We start from the raw sequence: 15,902 nt of genomic DNA on the forward strand, positions 1-15,902 counted from the left end.
CCACCGGATCACCGCATCCGCGCATCACCACTGTCAGATTGCGGCCGCAACTCGATCACACGCCCAACACCGACGGATTCGGTGTGTCCGCCCCCGGTGACCACCCACACGCATGAGACTGACCGCACACTTCCCGGCCGGCGGCGTGCTCCACCACCTCATGGAGCGTTTGCGCGACGATGCGGGGTATGCAGGCGGACTATGGGCTGATCGCCGCCCGGCGGTGGCCGCGCCAGGCACGACCGAACCTGCCGTTGCCGGCGCGCGTCACACCATTCTCCGATAAGTTAGGTTAGGCTTCCCTCAAACAGGTCCGCTCAAAAGGGAGTCGCCCCCTTGACGATTTCCGCTCACAGCGGCACAAATGCCGGTTCTTCCGTTCCGGCGGTCGATGCGGCCGCGATCCTTACGCGCCAGCGCAGCCGAGAGTCCGCTGCTCGCACCTATGCACGCACCCTCCCGATCGTCCCGGTCCGGGCGGAAGGCGCGATCATCCATGGCGCGGACGGGCGGCGCTATCTGGACTGCCTGTCCGGCGCCGGCACGCTGGCTCTGGGTCACAACCATCCGGATGTCATCCAGGCGATCAGCGAGACGCTCGCCAGCGGCGCCCCCCTGCACACCCTGGACCTGGCCACCCCGGAGAAGGACGCCTTCGTCGAGGAGTTGCGGGCCAGCCTGCCGGCGGGCCTTGGTCCGGACGCGAAGCTGCACTTCTGCGGCCCGAGCGGCTCCGACGCGGTGGAAGCGGCGATCAAGCTCGCCCAGACCGCGACCGGCAACCAGACCCTGCTGGCCTTCACCGGCGGCTACCACGGCATGACCGCGGGGGCCCTCGCGGTCACGGGCAACGTCGCGGTGAAGAATCCGCTGCCCGCGTCGGGGTCGGTGGTCCGCCTGCCGTTCCCGCACCCCTACCGCTGCCCGTTCGGGGTGGGCGAGGCCAGTGATCGCAACGCCGGTCCGGGCGGTGCCCAGCTGTCCATCAGCTACATCGAACGACTGCTGGATGACCCGCTCGGGGGGGTCACCAGTCCGGCCGCCCTGGTCGTCGAACCCGTCCAGGGCGAAGGGGGGGTGGTACCGGCACCGGACGAGTGGCTCACGGCGGTCCGCGAGATCACCCGGCGGCGCGGCATCCCGATGATCGTCGACGAGGTGCAGACCGGAGTGGCCCGAACGGGCCGGTTCTGGGCTGTCGAACACAGCGGGATCACCCCCGACATCCTGGTGATGTCCAAGGCGATCGGCGGCGGGCAGCCCCTCGCGGTGATCGCCTACCGGGCGGAGCTGGATGTCTGGCTGCCCGGGGCGCACACCGGCACCTTCCGCGGTAACCAGCTCGCCATGGCCGCGGGGCGCGCCACCCTGCGTCGGGTCCGGCTCGACGGGCTGGACGACCGCTGCGCGCGCCTCGGTGCGCGGATGCTGGCCGGGCTCGCCGAGATCTCCCATGGGCGCCCGCAGATCGGCCATGTGCGTGGCCGCGGGCTCATGCTCGGCGCCGAGATCGTCGACCCGAGCGGCGAACCGGACAGCGCCGGCGCGTATCCGGCCGACCCTCGGCTGGCCGCCCTGATCCGGGCGGAGAGCCTGCACCGAGGCCTGATCATCGAGCTCGGCGGCCGGCACTCGGCGGTGATCCGCCTGCTACCACCCCTGATCATCACCGAGGCGCAGATCGAACGGGCCCTGGCCATGCTGGCCGACGCGGTCGACGCCGCGGTGCGCCGACTCGGCTCGACGCCGGCCACACCGGCCGCCCCCGGCCCGCCCGGTCTGCCCGGATCGGGCCCGGGGCGGCGCCTGCACGCCGGCTGCGGATCACGGGAGAGACCGGACACCGGCCGCGAGGCCACATGAGTAGTCCAGCCGGGCCCCCGCTGGTACTCGCCGAACTCGTCACTCTGTGTCTGGCCGCGCTGGACGACGGGCAACGCCGACGGGGCGGCCCACTGCCCGCCGGTGGGCCCGCGCGGGTGCGGGCCGACATCCTCGCGGCGCTGGGCGCCTCCCCCGAGGGGGCCAGCGACCCGACGGAACCGACGGAACCGACGGAACCGACGGAACCGACGGAGCCGACGGAGCCGTCCGGGCTGTTGACCGCGGACGGGATCGGCGCCGCGGCGGCGTTGACCGACCTGGTCACCGCGCTTGCCGCGGGCAGCGTGGCACCGGCTGATCCCTGGTGCGCCGCCCATCTGCACTGCCCACCGCTGCCGGTGGCGGTGGCCGCGGACCTCGCGGTCAGCGCGCTCAATCCCTCCCTGGACTCCTGGGATCAGGCGCCGGCGGCGACGACGGTGGAGACCGAGGTCGTCGCCGCCCTCGCGACGCTGGTCGGCTTCGATCCCCGGCGGGCCACCGGCACGATCACCACCGGCGGCAGCGAGTCCAACCTGCTGGGCCTGCTGCTGGCCCGGGACGCGGCCCTGGGCCGCGCGGCGCACCACGACCGACGTGCGCCGCGGGTGTTCCGCTCGAGTGCCGCGCACCTGTCGGTGGACCGGGCCGCCGCCGTGCTCGGCCTGCCCGACCCGGGGGTCGTCGAGATTCCCACCGACGAGCACGACCGGATGCGGGTCGACCTGTTGCGTCAGGCGCTGGCCGAGCACGAGGGACCGGCCGTGGTGGTCGCCACGGCCGGCACCACCGACGCTGGCGCGATCGACCCCCTGCCCCAGATCGCGGCGGCGCTCGCGGAGCACCGCCGTAGGCCCTGGGGCACCGGCGGGCCGGCGGCAGCGCATCGCCCGGACGCGCCCCCCGTCGATCCCACCACCCGCGGCTGGCTGCACGTCGACGCGGCCTACGGCGGCGGGGCGTTGTTCTCCACGCGTCTGGCCGGGCTGCTGACCGGCCTCACCGAGGCCGACTCGGTCGCACTGGACCTGCACAAGTGGGGGTGGCAGCCGGCGCCGGCCGGGGTGTTCCTCACCCCCCGTCCGGACGGCTGGCCCAGCCTGCGGGCCGCCCACGCGGACTACCTGCGGGCGGACGACGACGAGGCGGCGGGCTACCCGAGCCTGCTCGACCGTTCACTGCGCACCACCCGGCGACCCGACAGCTTCCCGATCGCCGTGACCCTGCGCGCGTTCGGCCGTCGCGGTCTGGGCAGCCGGGTGGACGCCTGCCACGAGCTCGCGCTGCACGCGCAGCGGCAGGTGGCCGCCGATCCGCGGCTGGAACTCGCCTTCCCCGTCACACTGAGCACCGTCGTCTTTCGCTACCGCCCAACCGGCCCAGGCGATCCGGACGAGGTGAACGCGCGGATCCGGCGCCGGCTGCTCCATGACGGTCGGGCCGTCATCGGCCGCACCCGGACCGGGCCGCAACGATCGGTCCAGCTCAAGCTCACCCTGCTCAACCCGGCTGCCACCCAGGCGGATGTGACGGCGCTGCTGCGCCTGATCGCCACCACCGGTGATCTGCTGGCCCAACCGGGCCAGGCCACGGACGAGGAGCCGCCCCCCAGGGGAACCGCGCCGTGAGCCACCAGGCCGGAGCGGACGCGGGCGCGGGTGCGGATGGCGCGGGTGCGGATGGCGCGCTCGGTGGGCAGCCGAGCGTGGCTGTCGTCGCCGCCGACATCACCGCTGAGACCCTGCTGCGCTGCTGGCTGCGGGAAAGCGATCTCCTGCCAGCGGCCAGGACCGACTCGGACACCGTCTGGGTGCCGCTGCTGGCATCGGGGCTGCGCGTGCGCCTTCGACTGACCTATCGCTCACCGACCGGCTGGCACCGCTTCGACCAGCCCGAACTGGTCGGTGCGGACGGGACCTCCGCCGGACCGATCAGCGCCGGCCTGCTCGCGGCGCTGATCGTCGAGGAGATCACCGGCGAGCGGGGCCCGTCGACGGCGAGCCTGACCGCCCTGCAACGCATCACCGAGGCGACCGCCCGGATCGCCGGCCATCTCCAGGCCCGCCGCGCATCCCCGCACCCGGCGTCGGCCCTGCCAGTCCGCCAGGCGCCCTTTCTGGTCGCGGAGCAGGCCTCACTCACCGGACATCCGTTCCACCCGGCGGCGCAGAGCCGCCACGGCGCCTCCGATGAGGCGATCGCCCGCTACTCCCCCGAACGGGGGGGCTCGTTCGCCCTGCACTGGTTCGCCGCGCACCCCACCGTTCTGGCCATGTCCGGTGCCACCCCCCACACGGACCTGATCCGACTGCTCACCGACCTGTACGACGGCGGCCCATCGCCGGCTGGGTTCGTGCCGATCCCGGCGCACCCCTGGCAGGCCCGGGAGCTGCTTTCCGACCCGGCCGGGCCGGTCGGGTCGCTGCTCGCGGACGGCCGGCTGGTCGACCTCGGCGTCGCCGGTGCCGCCTGGCACGCCACCACCTCGGTGCGGTCGGTCTGGCGGCCGGACCGCGCGGTGATGCTGAAACTGTCATTGGGCCTGCGCATCACCAACTCCCGGCGGGTCCTGCTGCGTGACGAGCTGCGCCTGGCCGAGACGATCACCCGGCTGGTCGACGCCGGGCTCGGCGCCGCCCTCGCCGCCCGGCATCCCGCCTTCCACCTGATCGGGGAGCCGCACTGGGTCGCCGTCGACGCACCGGGCCTGGAGACGGCCCTGCGGACCAATCCGTTCGGGCCCGCCGATCGGGCGGTGTGCCTGTCCGCCCTGCTCACCATCCGGCCCGATCGGGCGGTGGACGGCCTCGGCCGGGCCCGCGCCGCGATGCTTCCCGCGCTGCTGATCGCCCGCCACGCCCGCCACGCCGAGTCGCTCGGGAGCCTCGCCGAGGCGTGGTTCGACCGGTACCTGGCCGTCCTGGTGACCCCCGTGCTGGACCTCTACCTGCACCACGGGGTCGGGATCGAGGCACATCTGCAGAACACCCTGGTCAGCCTGGACGACGATGGCTGGCCGGTGGCCGGCTGGTACCGCGACAGCCAGGGCTACTACATCGGCGAGTCGGCCGTCGAGGCCACGCGCCGTCTGCTCCCGGGCTTCGCCACCGGGCTCGACGTGGTGTTCCCGGACACGCTGATCATCGATCGGATCATCTACTACCTGTTCGTGAACAACGTGTTCGCGGTCGTCGGCGCGCTGGGAGCGGCCGGTGTCGCCGACGAACACCGCCTCCTTGGCCGGGTCCGCGCGCTGCTCACGCGGCTGGACCGCACCGCCCGCACGGGCCAGGCTGACCACCGCCCGCCGCGAGCTCGTCGCCGGCTGCTGTCGACTCTGCTCGGCGCCACCACGTTGCCCAGCAAGGGCAATCTGCTGACCCTGGTCGACGGACGTGACGAACTGATCGGGCCGGTGGCCACCCAGTCGGTCTACGTGCAGATTCCGAATCCGCTGTTGGAGGGCACCCCGTGAGATCCCCCGTTGCGACCACCGGCGGTGACCGGAGCGTGCCGGCCAGCGAGCCGGCCGGGGCCGGTCCGTCCCGGCCGCAGGACACCGTCTACGACGTCGTCGGGATCGGGCTCGGTCCGTTCAACCTGTCGCTGGCCGCGCTCGCCGACGGCCTGCCCGCCGTGCGGTCCGTTTTTGTCGACCAGGCGCCGGCCTTCAGCTGGCATCCGGGGCTGCTGCTGGACGGCACCACGTTGCAGGTGCCGTTCCTGGCCGATCTGGTCACACTCATCGATCCGACCAGCCGGTGGTCGTTCCTGTCCTATCTGCGGGCCCACGACCGGCTGTTTCGCTTCTACTTCTACGAGCGCTTCCACATTCCGCGGCGGGAGTACGACGCCTACTGCCGCTGGGTCGCCCGCGGTCTGCCCTCGACGCACTTCGGTGTCCGGGCCGAGGCCGTCCACTGGGACGCCACCGCCGGCCTGTTCCGGGTCGCGCTGCGCCGCAGCGGTTCCCGCCAGAGTGGGGACGCGTCCCCCGAACCGACCAGGGCCTGGTCCGCTCGGGTGATCCACGCCCGGAATCTGGTCCTCGGCATCGGCACCGAACCGGCCGTTCCGGCCGCCTTCACCGGTGTCTCCCCCGATCGGGCCTTCCACAGCGCGCACTACCGGCAGCGCCGGGCGGAACTGGCCGACCGGCCCAGGATCACCGTGGTCGGATCGGGCCAGTCGGGGGCGGAGATCGTCGCCGACCTGCTGCGTGGCCCCGCGCCGGCGGGCCGCCATCTGACCTGGGTGACCCGCACCCCCGCCTTCGCCCCGATGGAGTACTCCAAGCTCGGACTCGAACAGTTCACCCCCGACCACGTGCGCTACTTCCATGGTCTGGCCCAGCACCGCAAGGACGCCCTCGTGCCGGCGCAGTGGCAGCTGCACAGGGCGATCGACACGGACACGATCGCGCAGATCTACGACCTGCTCTACGAGCGCACCATCGACGGAGGCGAGCCTGGCGCCACGCTGCTGCCGGGTGTCACGGTCGAGACGGCGAGCCAGTGCCACGAGCACGACGAGATCACCCTCGCCTGCCGCCATCGGGAGCAGGACGTCCCCTTCGCGCTGGCCGCGGACGCCGTCGTGCTGGCCACCGGGTACGCCGCCCGTCGCCCCAGCCTGCTGGGTCCGATCGCGGGCCTGCTCGAGCTTGATGCCAGCGGACGTTTCGTGGTCGACGACCGCTATCGCGTGGCGACCACCTCCGAGGTCACCGGACGCATCTACGTCCAGAACGCCGAGCTGCACACCCATGGGGTCGGCGCCCCCGATCTGGGTCTCGGTGCGTGGCGATCCGCCGTGATCCTCGACGACCTGACCGGTGGGCGCGCCCACCGGCTCCCGCCGCCCAACGCGTTCACCACCTTCGGCGCCCCGCCGCCCGCGCCACCGCCCGCGGCCACCAACACCGACACCGGCTCTGCCACCGACACCGACACCGACACCGCGGCCAGCGTCCGGACCGCCGACGTCCCAGGTGCCACCCGGCCCGATCCGGGGATCCTCGACCGGGTACGACCGTGACGGGCCTGGTCGAGGATCCCCGGACGTCCGCGGGCGAGACCGCCGCGCGCTGGCGGCAGGCCGGTCGGGCCCTGCTGGTCCGACTTCTCGCCGAGCTGGCCTACGAGGAGCTGATCACCCCCCTGACCGAACCGGAGATCGGGCCAGCGGCCGGCCGGTCGGGCCGGGTGACGAGCCCCCCGGACATCCGACCGGCGGATGCCGCGATCGGGCGGGGTCCGGTGCATGCCTACCGGGTGCCGACCGCCCACGCCGACTACCGCTTCCAGGCCCGGCGCGGCACGTTCGGTTCATGGTGGATCGAACCCGCCAGCGTGGCGCGGACTCCCACCGCCGGCGCGGACCAGGCCGCGGACGATCCGGTGATGTTCCTGCGGGAGGCGCAGTCCCTGCTCGGCTGGTCCGATCCCGTCCTCGCCGACGTCATCCGGGACCTGCTCGCGACCCAGGCCGCCGATGCGCGGCTCCTGGCCGGCGCACGGCCCGCGGCGCGGCTCGCGGACCTGTCCCTCACCGACCTCGAGGGATCTCAGAGCGGCCACCCCTGCCTGGTCGCGAACAAGGGGCGCATCGGCTTCGCCGCGGCGGTGGAGCGCTACAGCCCCGAAAGCCATCGTCCCTTCCGGCTGGTGTGGGTCGCCGCCCATCCGGACCTGGCTGTCTGGTCCGAACTCTCCGGTCAGCCGAGCCAGGTCGGGTTCCTGGCACAGGAACTCGACGAGCCGGTCCGGCTGCGGTTCGCCGAGGTGCTCAGGGCGACCCTGGCCGAACTGGCGTCCTCGGGCAGCGCACGGCCCGCCGCCACCGCTGATCCGGCCGGTCCGGTGTACGTGTGGCTTCCGGTGCATCCCTGGCAGTGGGAGAACGTGGTCGTCGCGCTGTTCGCGGCAGAACTGGCCACGGGACGCCTGGTCCATCTGGGCGAGGCGCCGGACCGCTATGTCCCGATGCAGGCGGTGCGCACCCTGGCCAACGTCGACCGGCCGAGGCGGCGCAACGTCAAACTCGCCCTGATGATCCGCAACACGCTGGTCTGGCGTGGGATGTCGGCCGCCGATGCCCTCGCCGGGCCGCCGGTGTCCCGCTGGCTGCTCGCGCTGTGCGCCGCCGACCCGTTCCTGCGTGAGGTCAGCGGTCTCCAGCCGCTGCCCGAGGTCGCCGGGGCCGCCGTCAGCCACAGCGCCTACGAGGCCCTGCCCGCGGCGCCGTATCGCCTGCACGAACTGCTCGGGGTGATCTGGCGGGAGCCGGTGGACGCCTACCTGGCCGAGGGGGAGCGGGCCCGCAGCCTCGCGGCGCTGCTCATGATCGGCTCGGACGGGAGATCGCTGCTCGCCGAACTCGTGGCCCGATCGGGCCAGGAACCCCGGGTCTGGCTACGGGCGCTGTTCACCGCGCTGCTCCCCGGCCTGCTGCACTTCCTGTACCGCTACGGCGTCGCGTTCACCCCACATGGCGAGAACGTGCTGTGTGTCTTCGACGCCGAGCAGATCCCCCGGCGCATCGCGATCAAGGATTTCGGGGCGGACGTCGAACTGGTCGACGGCCACTTCCCCGAGCGTGGGCCGCTGCCGGCGGCGGTGGACGAGCACTGCCGTCGCTGGCCCGGCCGCGAGCTCGCACATGCGGTGCTCTCCGCCGTCTTCGCCGGGCACTTCCGCTACTTCTCGGTCCTCGTCGCCGATCATCTCGAGGTCGACGAGGAGGAGTTCTGGGGGCTGGTCCGCGCGACGATGGACGACTACCACGCCCGTTTCCCCGAGCTCGCCGCCCGCTTCGGCGAGGTCGACCTGCTCATCCCCCGATTCGACCGGGTCTGTCTGAACCGAGAGCAGTTCGCCGGTGCCGGGTTCCACGACCGACCCGCACGTGACGGCGGGTTCGACCTGATGCGGGGTACCGTCGCCAATCCGGTGGCCAGTGTGCCCGGCCGCCCCATCCCACCGGCGCCGCCCAGACGGACGGGACGAACGGAGAGCACATGACGTCGTTGCCGGCGCCGATTCCACCCGCCCGGTCGGGGCAGGAGCTCACCCCCCCGGCCGCCGCACCCGCAGAGGCGACCGACCGTCGAGGAACCCAGACGCTGCACGAACTGACGCACGGTGACGACCCGATCGACGAGATGGTCGTGGCCACCGTCGACCTGCAGGGCCGGCTGGTCGGCAGCGCGGTGTCCCCGGAGCACTTCGCCGACGAGGTGCTCCCCCAGGGGCTCGGGGCCTGCACCTACCTGCACGCCGTCGACGTCGACATGCGGACCGACGACGGCTTTCCGCACACCCCCTGGCACGGTGGTTTCGGGGACCTGCGGCTGCGTCCCGATCTGACGAGTCTTCGCCGGGCACCGTGGCGCCGCTCGTGCGGGGTGGTCCTCGCGGACGCCTACTGGCCCGACGGGACGGTGGTGGATGTCTCTCCCCGGGCCATCCTTCGCCGTCAGCTCGACGTGCTGCGCGAGGCGGGCCAGCAGGCCCTGGTCGGCACCGAACTGGAGTTTCTGGCCTTCCGCGAGTCCTACGACCGCGCGGCCCGACGTTCGTGGGCCGGACTCACCCCGGCCAGCCGCTACAACATCGACTACGCCCTGTTCGGCACGGAGGGGCTGGACGATCTGACCCGGCGCATCCGGCTGGCGATGCGCGAGGCCGGCATCGCGGTGGAATCGGCCCGGGGGGAGGTCCATCCGGGCCAGTACGAGATCGTGTTCCGGTACGCCGAGGCGCTGGCGGCCTGCGACATCCACGCCCTGTACAAGATCACCGCGAAGCGGATCGCCGCGGCCGGCGGGCAGGCGTTGACCTTCATGGCGAAGTACGACCAGGGCGAGGGCAACTCCTGCCACATCCACCTGTCCCTGCGCGACGCCACCAGCGCGGAACCCGTCTTCGCGGCCACCCCCGACCAGAACACGGCCGCCCCCGACCAGCACGACGCACCCGGTGACGGGGCCGGAGCCGGTGCTGGGACCGGGCGGCCTCCTCACCGACCGGGACGGCCCGCCCGCACGGACACCGTCGGCATGTCGCCCCTGATGTGCTCCTTCGTGGCGGGGCAGCTGGCCTGCCTGGCCGACTTCACGCTGCTGTTCGCGCCGAACGTCAACTCCTACAAGCGGCTCGCTCCCGGGGCGTTCGCCCCGACCGGGATCAGCTGGGGCCGGGACAACCGGACCTGCGCGGTGCGGGTGGTCGGTGCCGGGGCAGGCCTGCGCATCGAGCACCGGGTGCCCGGTGGGGACGCGAACCCGTACCTGGCCGTCGCAGGCATCCTCGCCGCCGGCCTGTACGGAGTTCGCCACGGGCTGGAACTGGAGCCCGGACGGGTCGGTAACGCGTTCACGATGCCCGGCCTGCCTCCGCTGCCGACGACGCTGCGCGCCGCCGTCGACCGGTGGCGGTCCAGCCCCGTCGCCCGGGCGGCCTTCGGCGAACGGGTCGTCGCCCACCTGGCCCATGCGGGCGAGGTCGAACTGACCGGCTACGAGCGGACCGTCACCGACTGGGAGCGCCAGCGCGGCTTCGAGCGCAGCTGACCCCGCCGGCTCCGGACCCGGCCCGGACGGACCGCTCCGAGCACCACCCAAGCGGACGAGCGAACGGGCGGGTCAGGACTGACGGGCGGGTCAGGGCTGGTAGGTCAGGGCGGGCTGGTCAGGGCTGGTGGGCTGGGCCTGACGAGCGGACGGGGGTGTCGGCGGTGGCGCTGTCGCGGGGCGCCGGCGGCGCAGCCACCGGTTGGGGGACGTCCTCGACGTGCTCATGTAGTCCGAACCGGCGGTGCAGCACCCGCAGCGGGCCGGGCGCCCACCAGTTCGCGCCGCCGGCGACCCGCATGAACGCCGGGACCAGCACCCCCCGGATGAGAGTGGCGTCAAGCACGATGGCCAGCGCCGTGCCGACCCCGAACATCTGGATGAAGCGCACCGAGGAGGTGGCGAACGCGACGAAGGTGACCGCGAGCAGGGCGGCGGCGGTGCTGACGATCCGGCCGACCCGGGCGAGGCCGGTGGCGACCGCCTCGACGTTGCTCGCCCCGGTGTCACGCACCTCCTTGATCCGCGACAGCAGGAACACCTCGTAGTCCATCGACAGGCCGAAGGCGATACAGAACAGCAGCACGGGCATGGAGGTGTCGAGCGGGCCCGGGGTGAAGTCGAGCAGGCCGGACAGATGACCGTCACTGAAGATCCAGACCGCGGCGCCGAACACCGCGCAGGTGCACAGTCCGTTGAGCAGAATCGCCTTCACCGGCAGCAGCACACTGCCGGTGAACAGGAACAGCAGGACGAACGTCGCCAGCGCGATGAGCCCGAGCGCCAGCGGCAGCCGATCACCGATCGCCGACCGGCCATCGACGAGGACGGCGGGCGCACCCCCCACCAGGACGGTGCTGCCGCTGGGCGCGGGCAGCGCACGCGTCGCATGGACCAGCGCCCGGGCCTGGGTGGACGCGTAGTCCACCGCGGGGACCACCTGCAACAGGTCGTCACCCGCGGCGCGGAAACGCACACTGGTCGCGTTGGGGGGTGCGGTCTGGCTCCCACGGACGACGGTGCCGAGGGCGTAGTCCACCCGGGCGACGTCAGGCAGCCGGGACAGGGTGTTCGCGTAGGCCGACAGCGCGGCGGGATCGAGCGCGCCGCGCCCGTCCTGCTGGACGACCACCTCCATCGATCCGGACAGGTCAGCGGGGAAGCGTTCGCGCAGCGCGTCGCCGACCGTGCGGCTGGCGGCGGCTCCCGGCCGCAGCACCCGGTCGTCCGGCGTGCCGAACTGGACGTGCAGGAACGGGGCGGCGAGCACGAGCAGGATCACGATCACCGGTAGTCCGGTCAGGACCGGGTGGGCCATGACGGTCGAGGCCACCCGCCGCCAGAACGCCGACTCCGCGGCCTCGGGTGCGGCCTTGGGTGCCTTCTGCCGGCGCCGACGGACCAGCCCGATCAGGCCACCCACGTGCCAGGCGTTCACCCGCTCACCCAGCACCATGAGCAGCGCGGGCAGCACGACCACCGCGGCGAGCACCGCCACCACCGTGACCGAGATGCCGGCATAGGCCATGGAGCGCAGGAAGAACGGCGGGAACAGCAACATCACGACCAGGCTCACGACCACTGTGGCGCCGCTGAAGAAGATGGTTCGACCGGCGGAGCGCACGGTGATCGAGACCGCCGACGCACGGTCATGACCCGCGGCCAGTTCCTCGCGGAATCGGCTGACCATCAACAGCGAGTAGTCGATGCCGAGGCCGAGGCCGAGCGCGGAGGTCAGGTTCACCGCGAAGATCGAGACATCGGTGACGCTACCGATGACCGCGAGGATCGCGAGGCCACCCACCATCCCGAGCAGACCCACGGCCAGCGGCAGCAGCGCCGCGACCACCCCGGCGAACGCCACGACCAGCAGGACCAGGGTGATCGGGATGGCGATCGACTCGGCCACCGCGAGATCGCTGGAGACCTGATCGCCGATGTCGTTGTTGATCGCGGCCGCGCCCCCGGGCTCGACGGTCACCTCGGGGGGGTCGAACGCCCGGGAGGCATACCGCTTCACCACGTCCGACGCGTCATCGTCGTCGGCGACGCTGGCCACCACCAGGGCCGAACGGCGGTCCTGCGAGCGCAGCGCGCTGCCCGCGCCGGACCAGTAGGACACGACGTCGCGGGCGCCGGGCTGGGCGGCCAGGTCCGCGGCGACCGCCCGACCGGCGGCGACCACCCGAGGGTCGTCGACCTCGCCCACCCGGGCGGTGACGAGCAGCAGCACGTTCGCCCGTCCGTGGAAGTGCGCGTCGAGGACGTCGACGGCACGGCTGGAATCCGAACGGGGGTCGTCGAACCCGCCGGTCTGCAGCTTGCCGAACGCGGTGCTGCCCAGCAGCGCCCCGAGAACCACCAGGACCGCCGTGCCGGCGAGCACCAGCCGTGTCCGTCGCGTGGTCAACGCCACCAGGATCGCGAACACGGTGTCCTCCCTCGATCGGGCTCTCAGGGAGAGACACTGTTCGCGACCGGTGCGCCACGTCAAGGTCGTTTGTGCACACAATGACCGGTCCGTCCCCCTGTCAGTGTCTGACTCGGGAGATCGGACCGGTCACGTCGAGCAGGGTCAGGCGGAGGCCCGCAGCTGGCGGCCGAGGGTGTCCAGGGCCTGTCGGCGAGAGCTCTTGATCTCGGGAAGCCGGGCCTGGTAGGCCGGCGCGGTCGCCAGTGGCTGGTAGAACCCCATGCGCGGCACGAAGTCCGCGTCGTCGTAACCCGACGGACGGTGCAGGGAGTAGGTACGACCCGGAAACAACAGGTCGTAGTTGTCGGCGATCTGCCAGATCGCCACATGCGGGTCGACCCGACGCCGCTGGAAGTAGGCCTCAAGAACATCGATTGTGAAACTGATCTCATGGAACTGCTTTACCAGCGCGTGGTAGTGCTGGCCGACCTGGTACTTGATCGGCAGTTCGATCTGCAGGCTGTCGGAGAAGTCCAACAGATCCAGGGCCAGTACCTTCAGGGATGTTTCGACCCCATAGCCGCGCGAGAAGGCCAGCGAGGCGAAGACATCCGCGTCGATGACGAACTCGCCGATCAGTGGCTGGAGCGTGCGGGTGATCGACGGCACGTAGCGGGCGAGCTGTTTCGACAGCAACGACCGCAGCATCTCGGTCGTGCGCCCGCCGGGCTGGCCGTCACCGGTCACCCGTCGCGAACTACCGTTCACGAACAGCGGGGCATTGCCGGCGGTCGTGGCCGCGGCGAGAACCCCCACCGTCGCGGGATCGTAACTTTCCAGGTCGGCGTCGTGAAAGATCAGCCGGTTTCCGAAGGCGAGATAGGCCAGGCTGCGCATCGCCCCGGCCTTTCCGCCGGTCGTCGTGTCCTCGCGGCCGGCATGCCGCTGCAGCACCGAGTTTCCCCGCACGACCCAGCTCGCGCCGGCTTCGGTCGCGATGCGCATCAGATCATGCTCATCGCCGTCGGAGGTGGGATCGACGACCACGCCGATCTCGTCCAGGACCCGGCGTTCCTGCATCCAGTGCTGCCGATCCCGCGCGATGATATCGCCGAGTGTTCGGGCGGCCTCCGGGCCACGGGCAGGGATCAGCAGGCTCAGGGTGATGCCCTTGGCAAGCTTGTCCGCCTCGATCGCGTCGAGGTCGAGGCCGGTGGGTTCGAGCGTTCGCACGGACGCCCCTCTCTCGTGACCTTTGTGGGGGTACGGATCGCCCGGCAGCGGAGCGGGTGGGGTGGGGATCCGTCGGTGGACAGCGGGGTGAATCACACAGCCTGGCGGAATTTCCGGTCGTGCCGCCGACCGTGGATTAGCCACCTCCGTCCGCTACGGTCCGACCATCACCTGGATTCCGGTGACCTGGCCGTTTCCAGTACCTCCCGTACGCCGGGTTCGCCGCATCGACTTCACGGTCTCCCGGGTACGACCGCTCCGACACATGACACGTGCCGGAGCGTCAAAGTATCGGCGTTGCGACCGAATCCGTCACTCCCCCCATTTACCGGCTGGTATCCGCCGCTGCCGTCCCGGCAGGTGGCGATCACGCCGCGCCGTCCGCGAGCGGCGAATTCGGCGAAATCAGCACTATTCGCATCCAAGCAGGCACTCAGCGTCAGGACCGTCTGGGTGGGTGGGAGAGAAGTACCCGCACATCGACCCGGCGATGCCAGGCCGGCATCGCCGGGATGGGCCCGCCCGGACCTGCCCCGTCCCGGTCGCACCCCCGCCCAGGAAGCGCACCGGCCACGGCGCGACCCGAAGCGGGGGAACGAGCGGAGCACTACACGAAAGGAGCTTATGTGATCTTCATCACATCATGGGTGGGTGCGCGTGCCCACCCGGGCGTGCCGGCTCAGGGGTGCGCGACGAAGTTGAAGTGCCGCCCCGTCTCGAACGTGTCCCGGAACTTCGGCAGGGTGTAAGGGCCCTCGCCATCAAGGTCGAAGATCCGAAGGCCGAGATCACCGTCGATCAGCAGATACATGTCGTCCGCCGACGTCCCGTAGTCGCGAGCCCCGGCGCCGAACTCGAACACCAGGTGCGGGCGGCTGTTTGCGATCAGCTTGGTGGCACCACGGAAGACGCCGTATTCGGCGCCCTCGACGTCCACCTTGATCAGTGTCGGGTGGTAGTCCACCGGCAGCACGTCGTCGAGAACCTCGACGGTGACCTCGATCTGCTCGACATCCTCGGTGTCCGGCACCCGGTCGCGCAGCCCGCTGTAGGCCGGCCGGCTGCGCACATAGGTGAAGGGCAGCACACCCGGCGTGTCGGACAGCGCGGCCTGACGCACGTCGACGGTGGGAAAGTCGGCCCGCAGAGTGGCGGCCATGTGCGGCAGCGGCTCGTAGGCGACATGGGTTCCGTGCGGCGCGTGCCGCAGGATCGTCCGCAGCACATCGCCACGGTGCGCACCCACATCAATACAGTTCGACGTCTCGGTGAGTACGAACGACATCAGCAACGCCAGATGTCGATCATCGTTTCGGTTACGCCGCGCAGTCGGCACAACATTGTCTCGGACCAGCTTCAGCGCCGGCCCGAGCCCCAGATCCACCGCCTTACGGCGGAGTGCGGCAAGCTGTTTCTCCATTCGCGGATCCATTGGCCCCGCCCTTCCGTTGTCCCAGCTACGACCCGCCCGAGTGCAGCAGACCCCGATTTCCACCGGACGGGTGGGTCCAACTATTGGCGCCGGTCCATCCGTGGTCAACAGCAGGGTGGCCCAACGGGCCCGCAGGCCCTTCCGCAGGGCGGTTCCTCGACCACGGAACGCCAGCCGGCGAGCAATACCTCACGCTGGGGAAGAGCTGCCGAGAACGACCAGAAATGACACTGAGCCGCAAAGCCGGCTACTTTCCGCGAGGATTCACTACTTTAACGCACCGCAGCATCACGCAAAAAATAACAAGTGACGGGACGGACGTGCGCCGGTCTCGTTGCGTCCCCACCCGGACAGGGCCCGCCGTGGGTCAGCTACATGCCAACGCCCGG

General features: G+C 71.5%; 9 protein-coding genes. 6 read left to right on the top strand and 3 right to left on the bottom strand.

Annotation, left to right across the window (positions count from 1 at the left end; all coding sequences use genetic code 11):
* The first annotated feature begins 336 nt into the window (after positions 1–336).
* Genes MXD59_RS00165 through MXD59_RS00190 form a run of 6 tightly spaced genes read left to right on the top strand, consistent with a single transcriptional unit; the run spans position 337 to position 10,435 of the window.
* Positions 337–1,863 (top strand): diaminobutyrate--2-oxoglutarate transaminase family protein, encoded by a 1,527-nt coding sequence (locus tag MXD59_RS00165; protein WP_248822921.1) that lies wholly within the window; start codon positions 337–339, stop codon positions 1,861–1,863.
* Positions 1,860–3,491, top strand: a complete 1,632-nt coding sequence (locus MXD59_RS00170) for a pyridoxal phosphate-dependent decarboxylase family protein (RefSeq protein WP_248822924.1) — start codon at positions 1,860–1,862, stop codon at positions 3,489–3,491. Before MXD59_RS00165 ends, MXD59_RS00170 begins: the two co-directional genes overlap by 4 nt.
* Positions 3,488–5,338, top strand: coding sequence for an IucA/IucC family protein (locus MXD59_RS00175; protein ID WP_248822926.1), 1,851 nt, complete (start codon positions 3,488–3,490; stop codon positions 5,336–5,338). The genes MXD59_RS00170 and MXD59_RS00175 overlap by 4 nt, the downstream gene beginning before the upstream one ends.
* Positions 5,335–6,900, top strand: a complete 1,566-nt coding sequence (locus MXD59_RS00180; RefSeq protein WP_372511829.1) for a lysine N(6)-hydroxylase/L-ornithine N(5)-oxygenase family protein — start codon at positions 5,335–5,337, stop codon at positions 6,898–6,900. Before MXD59_RS00175 ends, MXD59_RS00180 begins: the two co-directional genes overlap by 4 nt.
* Complete coding sequence (locus MXD59_RS00185; RefSeq protein ID WP_248822928.1) at positions 6,897–8,885, top strand: IucA/IucC family protein; 1,989 nt, start codon at positions 6,897–6,899, stop codon at positions 8,883–8,885. The genes MXD59_RS00180 and MXD59_RS00185 overlap by 4 nt, the downstream gene beginning before the upstream one ends.
* Positions 8,882–10,435 carry a glutamine synthetase family protein gene (locus tag MXD59_RS00190; protein WP_248822929.1) on the top strand — a complete coding sequence of 518 codons (1,554 nt, stop codon included), beginning with the start codon at positions 8,882–8,884 and terminating at the stop codon, positions 10,433–10,435. Before MXD59_RS00185 ends, MXD59_RS00190 begins: the two co-directional genes overlap by 4 nt.
* Before the next feature lie 118 nt (positions 10,436–10,553).
* On the opposite strand, the gene MXD59_RS00195 is transcribed toward MXD59_RS00190, so the two are convergent.
* The 3 genes from MXD59_RS00195 to MXD59_RS00205 all read right to left on the bottom strand — a co-directional run bounded on the left by MXD59_RS00195 (position 10,554) and on the right by MXD59_RS00205 (position 15,513).
* Positions 10,554–12,866, bottom strand: coding sequence for an MMPL family transporter (locus MXD59_RS00195; RefSeq protein WP_248822930.1), 2,313 nt, complete (start codon positions 12,864–12,866; stop codon positions 10,554–10,556).
* Positions 12,867–13,010: 144 nt separating this feature from the next.
* Positions 13,011–14,081 carry a glycosyltransferase family protein gene (locus MXD59_RS00200; RefSeq protein ID WP_163547487.1) on the bottom strand — a complete coding sequence of 357 codons (1,071 nt, stop codon included), beginning with the start codon at positions 14,079–14,081 and terminating at the stop codon, positions 13,011–13,013.
* Positions 14,082–14,760: 679 nt separating this feature from the next.
* Entirely contained in the window at positions 14,761–15,513 is a 753-nt protein-coding gene (locus tag MXD59_RS00205) for an FkbM family methyltransferase (RefSeq protein WP_163547486.1), read from the bottom strand.
* Between the last annotated feature and the right edge of the window lie 389 nt (positions 15,514–15,902).

This window comes from Frankia umida, from assembly GCF_023242945.1.
Lineage (GTDB): Bacteria > Actinomycetota > Actinomycetes > Frankiales > Frankiaceae > Frankia > Frankia umida.